An 18,914-nucleotide genomic window follows, 5' to 3' on the forward strand; every position below is an offset into this window, starting at 1 on the left:
CCGGGGTGGGTGGGTAGTCCGCCGGTGGCGGGTAGTCCACGACCGGGGAACCCGCCGGCGAAGCCCATGGGGCATCGGATATCGGCTGCTCAGCGGCTTGCGTCTGGTCTGCGGAGGGTTGCGGCGCGCGGTCCTTGTCCTCGCCGGGGGAATCGCCGGGAGCTGTCATGTGATGAACGTAGCGCATGGGCCCACGCGGGGTCCTGCGGTGACATCGGCCCACGCGGATCAGGCCCCGGCCAGGCGAAATACGCGGCCGGCAGGGGTGCGGATGGTGCGTCCCGGTTGCCGAGATGGAACGATGGTCTGCGTAAAGGCGGGCAGGAGAAGAATGAGGTACCGATGACTAGCCCATTCCAACCAGGACAACCACCCGCCGGTGGGGCTGCCGGTCGACGTAATGTGCCCGGATTGCCGACGCCGCCCAAAGGCTGGCCGGTCGGCTCCTATCCCACCTACGCCGAGGCGCAACGCGCCGTCGACTACCTGTCCGATCAGGAGTTTCCTGTCCAGCAGGTGACCATCGTCGGCGTCGACCTGATGCAGGTGGAACGCGTCACGGGCCGGCTGACCTGGGGCAAGGTGCTCGGTGGTGGCGTGCTCAGCGGCGCGTGGCTCGGCCTGTTCATCGGCCTGGTGCTCGGTTTCTTCAGCCCGAACCCCTGGGGCGCGCTGATCACCGGCCTGGTCGCAGGTGTCTTTTTCGGGCTGATCACCTCGGCCGTGCCCTACGCCATGGCGCGTGGCACCCGGGATTTCAGCTCCACCATGCAACTGGTCGCCGGGCGCTACGACGTGCTCTGCGACCCGCAGAACGCCGAGAAGGCGCGAGATCTGCTGGCGCGTCTGGCGATCTGACTGGTGAACCGTCGCGTGCGGCGGTGGGGGGCCGCCGCGCTGGCGGCGTTGACCACCGCGTCGGTTCTCTCGGCCTGCGGTTCCGGCGACCGCGGCGTGGTGATCAGCTTCTACACCCCGGCCACCGACGGGGCGACCTTCACCGCGGTCGCGCAACGATGCTCGGAACAAGCCGGTGGCAGGTACCGCGTTGAGCACGTGAGTCTGGCGAGATCGCCGGACCAGCAACGCTTGCAACTTTCCCGGCGGTTGACCGGGCACGACGACACCCTGGACGTGATGGCGCTCGACGTGGTGTGGACTGCCGAGTTCGCCGAGGCGGGATGGGCGTTGGCGCTGTCGGATGATCCGTCGGGACTGACCGAGTCCGACGCCTCCGCCGATACCCTGCCGGGTCCGCTGAAAACCGCGACCTGGAACGGTCGGCTATACGGGGCGCCCGTCACCACGAATACCCAATTGCTCTGGTACCGAGCGGATTTAGTGCGTCAACCGCCACGCGACTGGGGCGCCATGGTGGCCGAGGCGGCCCGCCTGCACGACGCGGGTGCGCCCAGCTGGATCGCCGTGCAGGCCAACGAGGCCGAAGGGCTGGTGGTGTGGTTCAACACGCTGCTGGTCAGCGCGGGCGGGCAGGTGCTCTCCGAGGACGGCAAGCACGTCACCCTGATCGACACCCCCGAACATCGCGCCGCCACGGTGGCGGCGCTGCGGATCCTCAAATCGGTGGCCACCGCGCCCGGGGCCGACCCGTCGATCACCCGCAGTGACGAGGGCGCCGCACGGTTGGCGGTCGAACAGGGCAAGGCGGCGCTGGAGGTCAACTGGCCCTACGTGTTCGCATCCATGCTCGAGAACGCGGCGAAGGGCGGCGTGGCGTTTCTGCCGCTGAACCGCGAGCCGGCGCTGAGCGGCAGCATCAACGGCGTCGGCACCTTCGCCCCGAGTGACGAGCAGTTCGCCATCGCCTACGCGGCCAGCCAGAAGGTGTTCGGATTCGCCCGCTACCCCGCAGTGCTGCCCGGGCAATCGGCCAAGGTGACGATCGGTGGGCTCAATCTGGCGGTGGCCAGCACCAGCAGACACCGAGCCGAAGCGTTCGAAGCCGTCCGCTGCATCCGCAACCTGCGGAACCAGAAGTACGTCGCGATCGAAGGCGGGTTGCCCCCGGTCCGAACCTCGCTCTACTCCGACCCGCAGTTCCAGGCGAAGTACCCGATGTACGGCATCATCCGCCAGCAACTCACCGACGCCGCGGTGCGGCCAGCGACACCGGCGTATCAGGCGGTGTCGATCCGGCTGGCCTCGGTGCTCAGCCCGATCACGGCGATCGACCCGGAACACACGGCCGATGAACTCGCGGTGCAGGTGCAGAAGGCGATCGACGGCAAAGGGTTACTGCCGTGACCGAGCGTCGGCTCGCCTACCTGCTCGTCGCTCCCGCGGTGACGTTGATGCTGGCGGTGACGGCCTACCCGATCGGCTACGCGATGTGGTTGAGCCTGCAGCGCAACAACCTGGCCACCCCCCATGACACCGCGTTCGTCGGACTGGGCAACTACCAGACGATCCTGACCGACCGGTACTGGTGGACTGCGCTGGGTGTGACGCTGGGCATCACCGTCGTCTCGGTGACGGTCGAATTCGTGCTGGGCCTGTCCCTGGCGCTGGTGATGCACCGCACGCTGATCGGGAAGGGACTGGTGCGTACCGCGGTGCTGATCCCGTACGGGATCGTCACGGTGGTCGCGTCCTACAGCTGGTATTACGCCTGGACACCGGGCACCGGCTACCTGGCCAACCTGTTGCCCGACGGGAGTGCCCCACTGACGCAACAGATTCCGTCGCTGGGGGTGGTGGTGATCGCCGAGGTGTGGAAGACGACTCCGTTCATGGCGCTGTTGCTGTTGGCCGGATTGGCGCTGGTGCCCGAGGATCTGCTGAAGGCGGCGCAGGTCGACGGCGCGGATGCCTGGCGGCGGCTGACCAGGATCACGCTGCCGATCATCAAGCCGGCGGTGGTGGTGGCGTTGCTGTTCCGGACCCTGGACGCGTTCCGGATCTTCGACAACATCTACGTGCTGACCGCAGGCGCCAACAACACCGGTTCGGTGTCAATCCTGGGATACGACAACCTGTTCAAGGGCTTCAACATCGGGCTGGGCTCGGCGATCAGCGTGCTGATCTTCCTCTGTGTGGGCATCATCGCACTCATCTTCATCAAACTGTTCGGTGCCGCAGCGCCCGGGAGCGACGCCGATGGCCGTTGATTCGGTGAGGCGCGCGACGTTCTGGGTCGTGATTGACATGCTGGTGGTGGGTTACGCGCTGCTGCCGGTGCTGTGGATACTCAGCCTGTCGCTCAAGCCGACGTCAATGGTCAAGGACGGCAATCTGATTCCGTCGTCGGTGACCCTGGACAACTACCGAGGCATCTTCCGCGGTGACTTCTTCAGTTCGGCGCTGATCAATTCGATCGGGATCGGGCTGACCACCACCGTGATCGCGGTGGTGCTGGGCGCGATGGCGGCCTATGCGGTTGCCCGGCTGAGTTTCCCGGGCAAGCGGCTGCTGATCGGTATGACGCTTTTGATCACCATGTTCCCCGCAATCTCCTTGGTGACGCCGCTGTTCGACATCGAACGCGCCATCGGGTTGTTCGACACCTGGCCGGGTCTGATCCTGCCCTACATCACGTTCGCGCTGCCGCTGGCGATCTATACGCTGTCGGCATTCTTCCGGGAGATCCCGTGGGATTTGGAGAAGGCGGCGAAGATGGACGGCGCCACGCCCGCTCAGGCGTTCGTCAAGGTGATCGTCCCGCTGGCGGCTCCGGGTCTGGTGACGGCGGCGATCCTGGTGTTCATCTTCGCATGGAACGACCTGCTGCTGGCGTTGTCGCTGACCGCCACCAAGGCCGCGATCACCGCGCCGGTGGCGATCGCAAACTTCACCGGTAGTTCGCAATTCGAGGAGCCGACCGGGTCGATCGCCGCCGGCGCGATCGTGATCACGATTCCGATCATTGTCTTCGTTCTGATTTTCCAACGACGCATCGTCGCCGGGTTGACCTCCGGTGCTGTGAAGGGATAGCGCGATGGCCGAGATTGTGCTGGAACACGTCAAGAAGAGCTACCCCGACGGCCACGTCGCGGTGCAGGATCTGAGCATCACCATCGCCGACGGCGAGTTCCTGATCCTGGTCGGCCCGTCCGGCTGCGGGAAGACCACCACGCTGAATATGATTGCCGGACTTGAGAACATCTCGTCGGGAGAGTTGCGGATCGGCGGCGAGCGAGTCAACGAGAAGGCGCCCAAGGATCGCGATATCGCCATGGTGTTCCAGTCCTACGCGCTGTATCCGCACATGACGGTGCGGCAGAACATCGCGTTTCCGCTGACGCTGGCGAAGATGAAGAAGGCCGACGTCGCCCAGAAGGTCGAGGAGACCGCGAGAATCCTGGACCTGACCGAACTGCTGGATCGGCGTCCTTCGCAGTTGTCGGGTGGTCAGCGCCAGCGGGTCGCGATGGGCAGGGCAATCGTGCGTCAGCCCAAGGCTTTTCTGATGGACGAGCCGCTGTCCAACCTGGACGCCAAGCTGCGGGTGCAGATGCGCGGCGAGATCGCACGCCTGCAGAAGAGGCTGGGCACCACCACCGTCTACGTCACCCACGACCAGACCGAGGCCATGACGCTGGGGGACCGGGTGGTGGTGATGCACGGTGGCGTCGCGCAGCAGATCGGCACGCCCACCGAGCTTTACGAGCGACCCGCGAATCTGTTCGTGGCCGGCTTCATCGGCTCGCCGGCGATGAACTTCTTCCCGGCCACGCTGACGTCGGTCGGGTTGGCGCTGTCGTTCGGTGAGGTGACCCTGACGCCGGAGGTGCAGAAGGTGATCGCCGGACACCCGAAACCGGAGAACGTCATCGTGGGGTTGCGGCCCGAGCACATCCAAGACGCGGCGCTGATCGACGGCTATCAGCGGATCAGTTCGCTGATATTCGAGGTGACCGTCGATCTCGTCGAATCGCTGGGCTCCGACAAGTACGTGTACTTCACCACCGCGGGTCCGCAGGCGCACTCGGCCCGGCTGGACGAAGTGGCGGCCGAATCAGAGGTTCATGAAAACCGCTTTGTGGCAAGGGTTCCCACTGAGTCCAAAGCAGCTACCGGACAGCCGATCGAGTTGGCGTTCGACCCCACCAAGCTCGCGGTGTTCGACGCGGACTCCGGCGCAAACCTGACTGTGCCGGTCGCACAATGATTCTCGATGCTGTCCGCACACATCTTCGCAGCCATTTCGGCACCGAGCCCGATTCGGCGAGTGTGACGTTCCTGGGCGCCGAGCCCATCGAGGTGCTGCGGTTCCGGCATCAGCCTGTGGTGCACTTTGTCTCGCTGGGCTGCTCGCGTTACCCGATGACCGACCCGACCGAGATGGTCACCGATCACCTGCGCGGCCCGCGGGCCGAAGTGGTTCTGGCGCTGCGTGATCCCGGTCCGATCAAAGGGCTGGTGCGCACCATGGCGGTGCTGGCGGCCACGCCGGCGGTCGACGGCCTGGTGCTGGTCCCCGATGCGCTGATCGACCTCGGCGCGCCGTTGTGGTCGGGGACGGCTTTCACGGCGGTGTTGTTGGGCCGCAGCGACATTGCCGAGCTACCTTTGGACCCGCCGCGCGAGCCGGTGCGGTTCCTGTCCGCGACTCCCATCACCGCGAACGAGGCGGCCTGGGTGCGGCTCAAGGGCGCTGAGTCGATGCGGGAGGCGTGGCTCAACGACGGTGTGGACGTGCTGGACCCGAATCGGCCGGCGGCGCAACCGAGTTAGAGGTGGCTCAGCGCCGAGTGTGAATTCGGCGACGCGACACGCCGGTGGAGCGTCGGGGACTTCGCACTCGCGGTGTGCGGGGCGGGCCTAGAGCCAGTCGCGGCGACGGAAACTGAAGTAGAGGAACACACAGACCACCACCATCGCGGCGATCACCGACGGGTATCCCCACCTGGAGTCCAACTCCGGCATGAAGTGGAAGTTCATCCCGTAGATCCCCGCCACCATGGTGGGCACCGCGACGATACCGGCCCAGGCCGAGATCTTGCGCATGTCCATGTTCTGCTGCATGCCCACCCGGGCCAGCGCGGCCTGCACCAGTGAGTTGAGCATGTCGTCGTAGCTGGCGATCTGCTCGGCGGCCTGAGTCTGGTGGTCGGCGACGTCCCGCAGATAGCGGCGCACTTCCTTGTTGATCAGGTCCTTGTTCTCGACCTGCATGCGCTGGAAGGCACCCGAGAGCGGCGCCACGCACCGGCGCAACTCCACGACCTCGCGCTTGAGCAGGTAGATCGGTTCGACGTCGATCTTCTTGCCGGGAGCGAACGCGACAACCTCGATGGCGTCCACGTCGTCTTCCATCAGGCTGGTGACGCCGAGGTAGTGGTCCACCACATAGTCGGCGATCGCGTGCATCACCGCGTACGGGCCCAGTCGCAGGTGCTCGGGGTTGCAATCCATCCGCTTGCGGACCTCGTGCAGCCCGCCGTGCTCGCCGTGGCGGACGGTGACGACGAAGTCGGCGCCGACGAAGATCATGATCTCCCCGGTTTCGACGATCTCGCGGGCCAGCACCACCGACTCGTGCGGCACGTAGTTGACGGTCTTCAGCACCAGGAACAGCGAATCGTCATAGCGTTCCAGCTTGGGGCGCTGGTGGGCGACGACGGCGTCCTCGACGGCCAGCGGGTGCAGGCCGTAGGCGTCGGCCACCTCCTGCATCTGCGCTTCGCCGGGTTCGTGCAGACCGATCCAGGCGAATGCCTCCTGGCCGTCCTGCTCGATCTCGCGGACCTTGGCCAGCGCCTCGGCGGGACTGAACTTGCCTGGCAGTCGGTGTCCGTCGACATAGACGCCGCAATCGACCAGGGTCTGTGCCGGCGGATTGGCGACCGGGTGGACGTGCTCGCGGCGCGTTCGTGCGACCGGTCGGAGAGCTTCGGGCAAGGCGTCGAACCCAGGGAACACGTCGCACCTCCAATCGCAGCGCCGGTCTGTGGGCGGTGGTCATCGTACGCGCCCGGACCTAACAGACGGTGCGTCATCAGCCGATTCCCAGCTGCACGATGGACCGGCGATCTCATGACGGCGGCCGTGCGCTAGTTTCGACGCGAACCCGTCTTACCCGAAGGAGCAGAACCGACGTGAGCGCAAGTCCTCTCAAGGTTGCCGTCACCGGTGCCGCCGGCCAGATCGGCTACAGCCTGTTGTTCCGCTTGGCCAGCGGCTCGCTGCTCGGCCCGGACCGTCCGATCGAACTGCGTCTGCTGGAGATCGAGCCGGCCCTCAAGGCGCTCGAGGGCGTGGTGATGGAACTGGACGACTGCGCGTTTCCGCTGCTGGCCGGTGTGGAGATCGGCGCCGACGCCAACAAGATCTTCGACGGCGTGAACCTGGCTTTGCTGGTCGGTGCGCGCCCGCGTGGCCCGGGCATGGAGCGCGGCGACCTGCTGGAGGCCAACGGCGCGATCTTCACCGCCCAGGGCAAGGCGCTGAACTCGGTAGCCGCCGACGACGTCCGCATCGGTGTGACCGGCAACCCGGCCAACACCAACGCGCTGATCGCGCTGAGCAACGCCCCCGACATCCCGAAGGAGCGGTTCTCCGCGCTGACCCGCCTGGACCACAACCGGGCCATCTCGCAGCTGGCCCGCAAGACCGGCGCCAAGGTCACCGACATCAAGAAGATGACGATCTGGGGCAACCACTCGGCCACTCAGTACCCGGACATCTTCCACGCCGAGGTGGGCGGCAAGAACGCCGCGGAGGTGGTCAACGACCAGGACTGGATCGAGAACGACTTCATCCCGACCGTCGCCAAGCGCGGCGCGGCCATCATCGACGCCCGCGGCGCCTCTTCGGCGGCGTCGGCGGCGTCGGCCACCGTCGATGCGGCCCGTTCCTGGTTGCTGGGCAGCCCGGACGGTGACTGGGTGTCGATGGCCGTCTATTCCGACGGTTCCTACGGCGTGCCGGAAGGGATCGTGTCGTCGTTCCCGGTGACCACCAAGGACGGCGACTGGTCGATCGTGCAGGGTCTGGAGATCGACGAGTTCTCCCGCGGCAAGATCGACAAGTCCACCGCGGAACTCGTCGACGAGCGCAACGCAGTCACCGAGCTCAAGCTGATCTGAGCTGGCGCGGACTACCGCGAGCAGACGCAAAATCCCCCTTGAAGCTATTGCTCCGGGGGGATTTTGCGTCTGCTCGCGCAGCTGGCCGCTGGCCGACGAAACGGGCGGGCGGGACGCGAGCGCACTCGTAGTGGCCACCAGAACCAGCGTCCCAGCAGTGCCGCGAGCGCGGGCGTCATGAACGCGCGCACCACCAACGTGTCGAACAGCAGTCCGAGACCGATCGTCGTCCCGACCTGACCGATGGTGCGCAACTCGCTGAACACCATCGAGGCCATGGTGAACGCGAACACCAAGCCGGCATTCGTCACCACCTTGCCGGTTCCGCCCATAGCTCGAATAATGCCCGTGTTGATGCCGGCGGATATTTCCTCTTTGATGCGGGAAACCAGCAACAAATTGTAGTCGGAACCCACTGCTAAAAGGACGATGACGGACATGGCCAATACGGCCCAGTGTATTTGTGTGCCGACGATGTATTGCCAGACGAGAATGGACATGCCGAAAGACGCGCCCAGCGAGAAAACAACGGTACCGATGATGACGAGGGCGGCGACGAGACTTCGCGTGGTGAGCAGCATGACGATGAAAATCAGGCAGAGTGCGGCAACGCCGGCGATGATGAGGTCGTAGGTGGAGCCCTCCACCACGTCCTTCACAGCGGCGGCGGCGCCGGTCAAAGAGATTTTGGCACTTTCCAGCGGGGTGCCTTTGAGTGCCTCTTCGGCCGCTGTCCTGATCGGGTCGATCCGCGAGATCCCCTCGTCGGAGGCGGGGTCACCGCGCTGCGTAATGAGCATACGGACCGCCTTCCCGTCCGCCGACAGGAACACTTTCATGATCCTTTTGAAGTCCGCATTCTCGAAGACCTCGGGCGGCAGGTAGAAGGAATCGTCATTCTTGGCTGCGTCGAAAGCCTTACCCATTGCGGTCGCGTCGTTGCCCTGCTCGTTCAACTGATCAAAGATCCCAGCCGTGGTGCTATGCATGCTCAACAATTCAAGCCGCATGTTCTGCATTGTCTCGATCATCGGCGGGAACTGATTGAGCAACTCGGGCATGATCACATCGATCCGGCCCAGATCTGCTACCAGTTCGTGGAATCTGCCGCTGATTTCATCAACGCCGTCGATCGAATCGTAAACTGATCGAAGTGACCAGCAGAATGGAATATTGTAGCAGTGTTCCTCCCAATAGAAGTAGCTTCGTATCGGCCGCCAGAAGTCGTCGAAATTCGCGATTCTATCTCGCACTTCGTCGATAGTGACCGCTATTTCGGTCGCGTTGGTGATCATTCGATGATTCGTTTCGACGAACCGCTGCATCAGCTCATACATTCGCTGCACCGTATTGATGGTTTTGGCCATTTCATCGGCCTGCACGAGCATGTCGTCGATACGAGCCCGCTGAAACTTCGCTATTTGCAGCGCTATGACTGTTTGCATGCCGAGCTGATACGGGAGCGACGTATGCTCGATCGGGGCTCCTTCTGGCCGAGTCACGGTCTGCACCCGGGAAATTCCCGGAACGGCGAGCACCCCTTTGGCCAGGCGGTTCAATATCAGGAAATCCGCCGGATTGCGTAAATCATGATCTGCCTCGACCAGTAGTACCTCGGGCATCATCACCCGTGACGCCGGGAAATGTCGCGCTACGGCTTCGTAGCCTTGATTGCCGGGGGAATCTCTGGAAATGAACTTCTGGTCGTTATAGCTGGGTTGGTATCCCAGCAGCGTGCACAGTCCGACGAGCGCGACCGCCACTGTGACCAGGAGAACGGGCGCCGGCCATCGAACGGTCACCGTACCGACCCGTCGCCATCGACGAGCCGAGATCTCCCGTTTGGGGTCGAATAACCCAAAGCGGCCGGCAACGGCGATTACGGCCGGAACCATCGTCAGTGCCGTCAGAACCGCGACGAAGATTCCGATCGAGCAAGGAACGCCCAATGGCTGGAAATAAGGCAGCCTGGCGAAGCTCAGACAGAATATTGCCCCGGCGATCGTCAAACCGGAGGCCAAGACCACCCTGGCGACCCCCCGGTAGGCGGTGAAGTATGCCGTCTCTCGATCTGCACCGGCCTGGCGTGCCTCGTGATAACGCCCGATAAAAAATATCCCGTAATCCGTGCCGGCCGCGATTCCGACAGCCATTACCAGATTGACGACGAACGTCGTAAGACCGACGATCCGCTGGTCACCGAGAAATGCGACGACTCCTCGAGCCACTTGCAGTTCGATTCCGACCATGAACAGCAGCAGGAGCACCGTAGTGGCCGAACGGTAGACAAGCAGCAATATCAGGAAGATGACGGCAAGGCTTATCGCCGTCATGACGATGACCGATCTGTCACCGCTGTTCTGCGCATCCGCGGCGAGCGCGGCGGTGCCTGTGACATAAACCGTGATGCCCGGCGGTGGCGTCGTCTGAGCCACGATTCGCCGGACCGCCTCGGTCGACTCGTTCCCCAAAGTCTCGCCTGGGTTGCCGGCAAGGAGCAGTTGAACATATGCGGCCTTACCGTCGGCACTTTGCACAGCCCCGGCCATCAACGGGTCGGCCCAGAAATCCTGGATATGTTGCACATGCTTCCGGTCGTCCGACAGACGACGAACCAGTTCGTCGTAGTACTTGTGTGCGTCTTTACCCAGGGGTTGCTGCCCCTCCACAACGATCATCACGAAGCTGAAGGAGTCGGATTCCTTGAAGTCCACCTTCATGCGCTCTAACGCCTTGAACGACGGCGCGTCCTTGGGAACCAGCGATACCGAATGCTCTTTCTCGACCAACTCCAGCGGGGGGACGCAGAGAGTGACTATGACGGCTATTGCCAACCAAGCCAGAATGATTGGCGCAGAAAAGCGACGGATCGTGCGGGCGACGAGAGGTCTCCCGGTGTCCCCGTTGCTCACGTGCTCGCCGCTCAAGCCTTGCGTGGAATGCACTGGCGTCTCACTTCAGACCGCGTTCCGGCGACCGCGCACACACGGGGTTCACCCATCGCACTCAACCTTCCGCCGTCAACGGATGTCGCCGAGTAAACCACGGGAATGGCAGTTCTACCGGCCATATCGGCCCATGCCGAGCGCTAAGGGGGCAGCGTCGTCACGCTGAATCATGCACCCCCGCCGATGGCGTCCAGTACGGTTTGGACTACTCACTTTGGGTGATGATGGTTCGCAGTGAAGCGGGGCGAGTCGGATGGAACACGATGACCGGGCGCTTCCGCTAACGCCTGGGCAGCTCGACATCTGGCTGGCTCACGAAACGGGTCACCTGGATGTGGAATGGCAGCTCGGGCTGTTCGCCAGGATCGACGGAGCGATCGACCGCGTTGCTGTTGAGCAGGCGATGCGCCGAGTGCTGCATGAGGCTGAACCGCCCAGGGTCACCATCTTCGAGATGGAAGGCCAGGTTTTCCAGAAGGCGATCGATCGGCCGGATGCCGCCGTCATCTTCCATGACCTCAGTGGTCTGCGCCATCCCGTGCAGGAGGCCCGCGCATTGGCGGCATCGATACAGGGCACGCCGATGCCGTTGACCGGCCCACTCTTCAAATTTGCGCTCTTTCAGACCTGGGACGACGAGTACTACTTGTTCGCTTGCGGCCACCACATCGCGATAGACGGCACCGGCATCGCGCTGGTTTTCAATCGGCTGGCGACTGTCTACTCCGCAATTGTTTCCCAAAAGCCCATCCCCCCTGCCTTCTTCGGTTCATTGCAGGATCTGGTCGAGTGCGAGTCGGAGTATGAGACATCCGGCGAGTTTCTGGAAGATCGGGCGTACTGGTCCAGGAACCTGCCGGCGGAAAGCGGACCGCGATACCGGATGCCAAGGTCTTCTGGCGCCGGCGATCCGCGCTCATTTTCAGTGCCGGTTCGATTGGACTCCATGGCTTTGCGCCGCGTGCAACAGTTGGCCCAGGCGTGGGCGATGCCCCAGTCGTCGGTCATTGCGGCGGCATGCGCACTGCTGGTGCATGGCTGGTGCGCCGACGGCTCAGAAGTGGTTCTCGACTTCCCGGTCAGCAGGCGAGTGCGCCCGGAATCGAAGCGAATTCCCGGGATGATGGCCGGGGTGGTGCCGTTGGTGTTGAGTGCCTTCCCGCATTCTTCGGTTGCCGACTTTTGCGCGCACGTCGACGAGCGCATCCGAGAAGCTGTGCGGCATCAGCGGTTTCCGGTATATGCGCTGGGCCGGGAATCCCGCGGCGGGCTGGCGCCGCCGGCAGAGCGAGTGAGCGTCAATTTCGTGCCTGGCAAGACTGCCCTCGACTTCGCTGGTCTCGAAGCATCGGTGCTGCAAGGCAATATCGGACTCTCGAGCAGTTTTGGCCTGTTCTTCGGGGGCGCCGGCGACCAGATCTCGTTCGGCACGGCCGGCGCTGCCGAACCATTTTCGATGTTCGAGGTTTCCGATTTGGCGAGACGACTGGAGCAAGTGCTGCTGGCGATGACCGACGACCCACGCAGACCGCTCTCGTCGCTGACGCTGCTTGAAAGGGGTGACTACCCCCGCCTGGACGAGTGGGGTAACCGGGCGACGCTGACCCAGCCCGCACAGCCGTCGGGGCCGGCGGCCACGATACCCGGTTTGTTCGCCGAGCAGGTGGCCCGCACACCCGAGGCGGCGGCCGTGACCTTCGAGGGTCTGTCGATGACATACCGGGAGCTCGATGCGGCAGCCAACCAGCTTGCGCATCTCCTGGCCCGTCGTGGTGTGGGTCCGGGCGCGGTTGTGGGACTGCTGCTTTCACGATCCGCCCCAGCCGTCGCGGCGATCTTGGCGGTACTCAAGACGGGCGCGGCGTATCTGCCGATCGACCCGTCGCTGCCGGCCGCCCGGATCGGGTTCATTATCGACGACGCCGGGCCGGTTGCCGTGATCACCACCACCGGGTTGCGTCAACGGCTGGACGCGCACCAGCTGCCGGTCATCGATATCGATGAGCTTGGCGATGCGGTCGCGGAAGCCCAAATCGGCACTCAACTTCCGTCCATCGGTGCTGACGATATCGCTTACGTCATCTACACCTCAGGCACCACCGGAGCCCCCAAAGGTGTTGCCATCGCGCACAGCAACGTCGTTCACCTGGTGCATTCGCTGCGGGCGCGCCTTCCGGCGGAGGGCGTGTGGTCGCAGTGGCATTCGCTGGCATTCGACGCCTCCGTGCAGGAGATCTTCGGCGCCCTGCTCTGCGGCGGGCGACTGGTGGTGGTGCCCGAGCAGGTGGCCGCCGCGCCGGACGATCTTCACGCGCTGCTCGTCGCCGAAAGGGTCAGCGTGCTGAGTCAAACTGCCTCGGCAGCAAGCGTTTTGCGCTCCGACGGGCTGGGCTCGGTGTCCCTGCTGGTAGGAGCCGAGCCATGCACCGCCGAGCTGGTGGATCGGTGGGCGCCCGACCGGACGATGATCAATGTCTACGGCCCGACCGAGACCACGGTGGACGTGGCCATCAGCGCCCCGCTGAGTCCCGGGTCGGGTGTTCCGCCCATCGGTTCGCCGGTGACCGGCGCGGCGTTCTTTGTGCTCGACGGGTGGCTGCGGCCGGTGCCGGCCGGGGTGGTGGGGGAACTCTATGTGGCCGGTGCCGCAGTAGGCGTCGGATACGTGCGCCGGGCCGGACTGACCGCGGCGCAGTTCGTCGCGTGCCCATTCGGTGGACCCGGAGGGCGCATGTATCGCACCGGAGACCTGGTGCGGTGGCGTCCGGACGGGCAGCTGGAGTATCACGGGCGTGCCGATCAACAGGTCAAGATCCGTGGGTATCGCATCGAACTCGGTGAGATCGAAGCGGCACTGCGGACCCACCCGCGGGTGGCGCAGGCGGCGGTGATCGTGCGCACCGCGGCTGCCGGTGCCGCGGCCGGAATCGACGACAAACAGCTGGTGGGTTACGTCGTGCTCGATGCGCCGGTTGACGGTCCGCCCGCGAACGCACGGGCTGTCGAGTTGCGCGAGTATGCAGCCGGAAGGCTGCCGCAGTACATGGTGCCGGCGGCGATCATGGTGCTGGAGTCGCTGCCCCTGACTGTCAACGGCAAACTCGATCGGCGGGCTCTGCCGGCTCCGGAGTTCGTCAGTGGTGCGGCGTACCGGGCGCCGCGCGACCCGTGCGAACATGTCCTGGCCGGGCTGTTGGGCGAGGTTCTCGGAGTGAAGACGGTCGGCATCGATGACGGGTTCTTCGATATGGGCGGCCATTCGCTGTCGGCGATGCGGCTCACGGCGCGGATCCGGGCGGAGCTAGGTGTCGAGGTCGGAATCCGGGCATTGTTCGAGGCGCCCACGGTGGCCGGGTTGGCCGAACTGGTGCGGGCGAAAGTCGGTCACGCGGGTGGGACGGCATTGTCCGTGCAACAGCGGCCCCCGGTAGTCCCACTATCGTTCGCGCAGAGTCGTTTGTGGTTTATCGATCAAATCCAAGGTCCTGTTGCGGTTTACAACATGGCGGTAGCGTTGCAGCTGCGTGGTCGACTCGATGCCGGGGCGCTGGGTGCCGCGTTGTCCGACGTGGTGGCGCGGCACGAGAGCCTGCGCACCGTGTTCCCGGCGCCCGGCGGTACGCCCCATCAGCTGGTAATTCCGGCGGCGCAAGCAGATTTCGGCTGGCAGCTCATCGACGCAACCGGGTGGCCGGCGAGTCGACTGAAGGCTGCCATCGACGCCGCGGCGCTTCACCCGTTCCGGTTGTCTGACGAAATACCCTTGCGAGCAACACTTTTCCGTGTTCTCGACAACGAGCATGCGCTAGTGCTCGTGCTGCACCACATCGCCGCCGACGGCTGGTCGCTCACCCCGCTGGCGCACGACATCGGCGTGGCGTATGCCAGCCGGTGCGCCGGGCGGGCCCCCGACTGGCCGCCGCTGCCGGTGCAGTACGCCGACTACACCTTGTGGCAGCGTGCACAACTCGGTGACCTCGGCGATCACGACAGCCGTATCGCCACGCAGTTGCAGTTCTGGGAGAAGACCCTGGCCGGGCTGCCCGAGCCCGTGGCGCTTCCTACCGTTCGGCCATACCCACCGGTCGCCGATTATCGCGGCGCCCGGGTAACGGTGGACTGGCCGTCAGAACTACAGCAGCAGGTTGCCCGGGTGGCCGGCGAGCACAACGCGACCAGCTTCATGGTGATGCAGGCCGCCCTGGTTGTGTTGTTGTCCACACTCAGCGCTGAAAGCGATGTGGTGGTTGGCTTTCCGATCGCAGGGCGGCGCGATCCCGCACTGGATGGCCTGGTCGGGTTCTTCGTCAATACCTTGGTGCTTCGGGTCGACACAGCCGGTGACCCCAGCTTCGCCGAACTGTTGTCCCAAGTGCGACGGCGCAGCCTGGAAGCCTACGAGCATCAAGATGTGCCCTTCGAGGTGTTGGTGGATCGGCTCAACCCGCCCCGCAGCCTGACCAGACACCCGTTGATCCAGGTGGTGTTGGCCTGGCAGAACCTCCCCGGCCAAGAGCATGACCCAGCCGCCGGCCTGAACTTGGGAGATCTGCACGTCACGCCGGAGCTACTGGACACCCACAGCGCCCGCATGGACCTGACATTCTCCCTCGGCGAATCTTGGACCAAGGGTGGCGAACCGGCCGGAATCAGGGGAGGCGTGGAATTTCGCACCGATGTGTTCGACGCGGACGGCATCGAAACACTGGTCGAGTGGTTTCAGCGGGTAGTAGTGGCGATGACCGCAGATCCGGCCCGGCGGTTGTCGTCCGTGGATCTGCTCGACGAGGTTTCCCGTGCCCGGCTGGACAGGTGGGGCAACCGCGCGGTGTTGACCCGGCCCACGAGCCCCGGGGCGTCGATCCCTGCCGTGTGGGCGGCCCAAGTTGCCCGTAGTCCGGCCGCGGTTGCGTTGACCCACGAGGGAGTCTCGTGGACGTATCACGAGGTCGATGAGGCCGCGAATCGTCTGGCGCACTTGATTTCCGGCCATGCTGTCGGCACGGGCGCGCGGGTGGCACTGCTTTTCGAGCGGTCGGCAGAGGCCGTCGTTGCCATACTTGCGGTCCTGAAGGCCGGGGCGGCCTATCTGCCCTTGGATCCCGGGCTGCCGGCGGCGCGACTGAAGTACATTCTCGCCGATGCCACGCCGACGGCCGCCATCACGACCGCTGGTCTGCGCGCCGGGTTCGACGGACACGACCTGTTGGTGATCGACGTCAACGACCCGAACCTTGCTGCCGGACCAAGCCACGCGCCGCCGCCCCCGGCCGGTGATGACATCGCGTACGTCATCTACACATCGGGTACCACCGGCGCTCCCAAGGGTGTGGCGATCACCCACCGCAACGTGACCCAGCAGATCATGTCCCTCGATGGGGGCCTGCCCGCGGCGTCGGAACAGGTTTGGCCGCAATGTCATTCCCTGGCGTTCGATTTCTCGGTGTGGGAGATCTGGGGTGCGTTGCTGCGCGGCGGTCGACTGGTGATTGTGCCCGAGTCAACCGCCGCCTCAGCCACCGACTTTCACGCGTTGCTGGTCTCGGAGGATGTCAACGTGCTGACTCAAACACCCTCTGCGGTCGGGATGCTGCCCGCCGAGGGACTGGATTCGGTTGCGTTGGTGCTGGGCGGCGAGCCCTGCCCGGCCGAGGTGGTGCATCGGTGGGCGCCGGGACGCCTGATGATCAACGCATACGGCCCGACCGAGACGACGATTTACGCGTCTATGAGTGCGCCTCTGACGGCGGAGCAGGCAGGGACCGGGGTGGCGCCGATCGGCTCGCCCGTGCCGGGGGCGGCGTTGTTCGTACTCGATGGCCGGTTGCGGGTGGTACCGGCGGGTGTGGTGGGGGAGTTGTACATCGCGGGTAACGTTGTGGGGGTTGGGTATTGGTGCCGATCGAAGTTGACCGCATCGTGGTTCGTGGCGTGCCCGTTCGGGGCGCCAGGGGGGCGTATGTACCGTACCGGGGATTTGGTGCGCTGGCGGCCCGACGGGCAGCTGGACTATGTGGGCCGCGCCGACGAACAGGTCAAGGTGCGCGGGTATCGCATCGAACCGGGTGAGGTGCGCGCGGCGCTGGCCGAGTTCGACGGCGTGAATCAGGCGGTGGTGATGGTCCGCGAAGACCGTCCCGGCGATAAGCGCCTGGTAGGTTACGTGACCGGTGCGGTAGACCCCGCCGCGGTGCGAGCCGCGGTGGCCGAACGACTTCCGGGCTACCTGGTGCCGGCCGCCGTACTGGTGATTGACGAGCTGCCGATGACGGTCAACGGCAAACTGGACACCCGCGCCCTGCCCCGGCCGCAGTACACGGCTGCCGATCGATACCGCACCCCCGCCACGCCCGTCGAAGAGATCCTGGCCGGCATCTACGCCGAGGTGCTGGGACTCGAGCGGGTGGGTTGCGATGACTCGTTTTTCGATCTGGGCGGGGACTCGTTGTCGGCCATGCGGCTGATCGCCGCGATCAACACCAGCCTGGGGACAGACCTCGCGGTGCGTACGGTCTTCGAAGCGCCGTCGGTGAGCGGTCTGAACCGACGGCTCAGCCGTCATACCGGCTCGCCCAGCTTTGCCTCGGTGCACGGGCGCGACGCGGTACACGCCGACGACCTCACGCTCGATAAGTTCATCGATGCCGCGACGCTGTCCGGCGCACCGACGTTGCCGCGCCCGAGCGCCGTGGCGAGGACGGTGCTGCTGACCGGGGCGACCGGATTTCTCGGGCGTTTTCTGGTTCTGGAACTGCTGGAACGCATGGAGCCGATCGACGGAAGGCTGATTTGCCTGGTGCGGGCCGACTCCGATGAGGACGCGCGGCGCCGGTTGGACCAGACTTTCGCCAGCAGCGACCCGAAAATGTTGCGGCACTTCCACAAACTGGCCGCCGATCGTCTCGAGGTCATCGCCGGGGATAAGGCCGAACCCAATCTCGGTCTGGATGACCAGGTTTGGCGGCGGCTGGCCGACACCGTCGATCTGATCATCGATTCGGCAGCCCTGGTCAACGGCATCCTGCCCTACCGTGAGCTGTTCGGGCCCAACGTGGTAGGCACCGCCGAACTGATCCGCCTTGCGCTCACTACCAAGCTGAAGACCTACGCCTACACCTCGACCGCCAACGTCGGAGACCAGATCGAGGCATCGGCCTTCAGAGAGGACGCCGACATCCGGGTCATCAGCCCTACCCGGGCCAACCACCACGGCTATACCGTTGGCTACGGCAACAGCAAGTGGGCCGGCGAGGTGTTGCTGCGTGAGGTCAACGATCTGTGCGGGGTGCCGGTGGCGGTGTTCCGCTGCGGAATGATTCTGGCGGACACCAGTTATGCGGGCCAGCTCAATGTGTCGGACACCTTCACCAGGGGGTTGCTGAGCATTTTGGCCACCGGCACCGCTCCGCGCTCGTTCTACCAACTGGACGCCGACGGCAACCGGCAACGCTCGCACTTCGACGGCTTGCCGGTCAGCTTCGTCGCCGAGGCTATCGCCACGCTGGGTCTCCAACTGGCCGAGGGGTTCACGACGTTTCATGTGATGAACACCCACGACGACGGCATCGGCCTCGACGAGTATGTCGACTGGCTGATCGAGGCCGGCCACCCGATCCAGCGCATGGACGATTTCGGGGAGTGGTTGCGGCGATGCGAGGCCGGCTTGCGTGCCCTGCCGGATCGTCAGCGGCGACATTCGGCGCTGCCGGCGTTGTCGTTGTACAGGATTACGGATTTGGCGCCCCCGGAGCCGACCCGCGGGTCCGTCGCTGCGACCGAGCGGTTCCGCGCCGCGGTGCGAGCAGCGAATATCGGCCCGGACAAGGACAATCCGGATATCCCGCACGTCTCGGCGCCGATCATCGTCAAATACGCCAACGACTTGCGACTGATCGGGTTGCTCTAGGGAGGTGGCGGC

The 18,914-nt window shown here is 64.9% G+C and carries 10 protein-coding genes; 8 read left to right on the plus strand and 2 right to left on the minus strand.

Annotation, left to right across the window (positions count from 1 at the left end):
• Positions 1-342: 342 nt before the first annotated feature.
• The 6 genes from AO501_RS21615 to AO501_RS21640 are packed head-to-tail and all read left to right on the plus strand — an operon-like array spanning position 343 to position 5,694.
• Positions 343-858 (plus strand): general stress protein, encoded by a 516-nt coding sequence (locus AO501_RS21615; protein WP_055579665.1) that lies wholly within the window; start codon positions 343-345, stop codon positions 856-858.
• Positions 859-2,265, plus strand: coding sequence for an extracellular solute-binding protein (locus tag AO501_RS21620; RefSeq protein ID WP_055579666.1), 1,407 nt, complete (start codon positions 859-861; stop codon positions 2,263-2,265). It abuts the gene before it with no gap.
• Positions 2,262-3,128: a carbohydrate ABC transporter permease gene (locus AO501_RS21625; protein WP_055579667.1), complete on the plus strand. Its 867-nt coding sequence runs from the start codon at positions 2,262-2,264 to the stop codon at positions 3,126-3,128. Before AO501_RS21620 ends, AO501_RS21625 begins: the two co-directional genes overlap by 4 nt.
• On the plus strand, positions 3,118-3,951 hold the full coding sequence (locus tag AO501_RS21630) for a carbohydrate ABC transporter permease (RefSeq protein ID WP_055579685.1): 834 nt from the start codon (positions 3,118-3,120) through the stop codon (positions 3,949-3,951). The genes AO501_RS21625 and AO501_RS21630 overlap by 11 nt, the downstream gene beginning before the upstream one ends.
• Positions 3,952-3,955: 4 nt before the next feature.
• Positions 3,956-5,128 (plus strand): ABC transporter ATP-binding protein, encoded by a 1,173-nt coding sequence (locus tag AO501_RS21635; protein WP_055579668.1) that lies wholly within the window; start codon positions 3,956-3,958, stop codon positions 5,126-5,128.
• Positions 5,125-5,694: a suppressor of fused domain protein gene (locus AO501_RS21640; RefSeq protein WP_055579669.1), complete on the plus strand. Its 570-nt coding sequence runs from the start codon at positions 5,125-5,127 to the stop codon at positions 5,692-5,694. Before AO501_RS21635 ends, AO501_RS21640 begins: the two co-directional genes overlap by 4 nt.
• Positions 5,695-5,781: 87 nt before the next feature.
• Here AO501_RS21640 and corA read toward each other — a convergent pair whose 3' ends face one another.
• Positions 5,782-6,882: a magnesium/cobalt transporter CorA gene (corA, locus tag AO501_RS21645; protein WP_055579670.1), complete on the minus strand. Its 1,101-nt coding sequence runs from the start codon at positions 6,880-6,882 to the stop codon at positions 5,782-5,784.
• Positions 6,883-7,058: 176 nt separating this feature from the next.
• On the opposite strand from corA, the gene AO501_RS21650 reads away from it, so the two are divergent.
• Complete coding sequence (locus tag AO501_RS21650; RefSeq protein WP_055579671.1) at positions 7,059-8,048, plus strand: malate dehydrogenase; 990 nt, start codon at positions 7,059-7,061, stop codon at positions 8,046-8,048.
• A 44-nt stretch (positions 8,049-8,092) separates the two neighbouring features.
• Here AO501_RS21650 and AO501_RS21655 read toward each other — a convergent pair whose 3' ends face one another.
• A complete protein-coding gene (locus tag AO501_RS21655) occupies positions 8,093-10,975 on the minus strand; it encodes an RND family transporter (RefSeq protein WP_082658769.1) in 2,883 nt (960 codons plus the stop codon).
• A gap of 274 nt (positions 10,976-11,249) precedes the next feature.
• Between AO501_RS21655 and AO501_RS21660 the strand changes: the two genes are divergently transcribed.
• Entirely contained in the window at positions 11,250-18,902 is a 7,653-nt protein-coding gene (locus AO501_RS21660) for an amino acid adenylation domain-containing protein (RefSeq protein WP_055579672.1), read from the plus strand.
• Positions 18,903-18,914: the final 12 nt, after the last annotated feature.

Source organism: Mycobacterium gordonae (assembly GCF_001417955.2).
GTDB lineage: Bacteria > Actinomycetota > Actinomycetes > Mycobacteriales > Mycobacteriaceae > Mycobacterium > Mycobacterium gordonae_B.

Bases quoted from the DNA above. Each gene is read 5' to 3' on its own strand.
- AO501_RS21615 (WP_055579665.1), top strand. From the start codon at position 343: ATGACTAGCCCATTCCAACCAGGACAACCACCCGCCGGTGGGGCTGCC.
- AO501_RS21660 (WP_055579672.1), top strand. From the start codon at position 11,250: ATGGAACACGATGACCGGGCGCTTCCGCTAACGCCTGGGCAGCTCGAC.
- AO501_RS21640 (WP_055579669.1), top strand. From the start codon at position 5,125: ATGATTCTCGATGCTGTCCGCACACATCTTCGCAGCCATTTCGGCACC.
- AO501_RS21630 (WP_055579685.1), top strand. From the start codon at position 3,118: ATGGCCGTTGATTCGGTGAGGCGCGCGACGTTCTGGGTCGTGATTGAC.
- AO501_RS21635 (WP_055579668.1), top strand. From the start codon at position 3,956: ATGGCCGAGATTGTGCTGGAACACGTCAAGAAGAGCTACCCCGACGGC.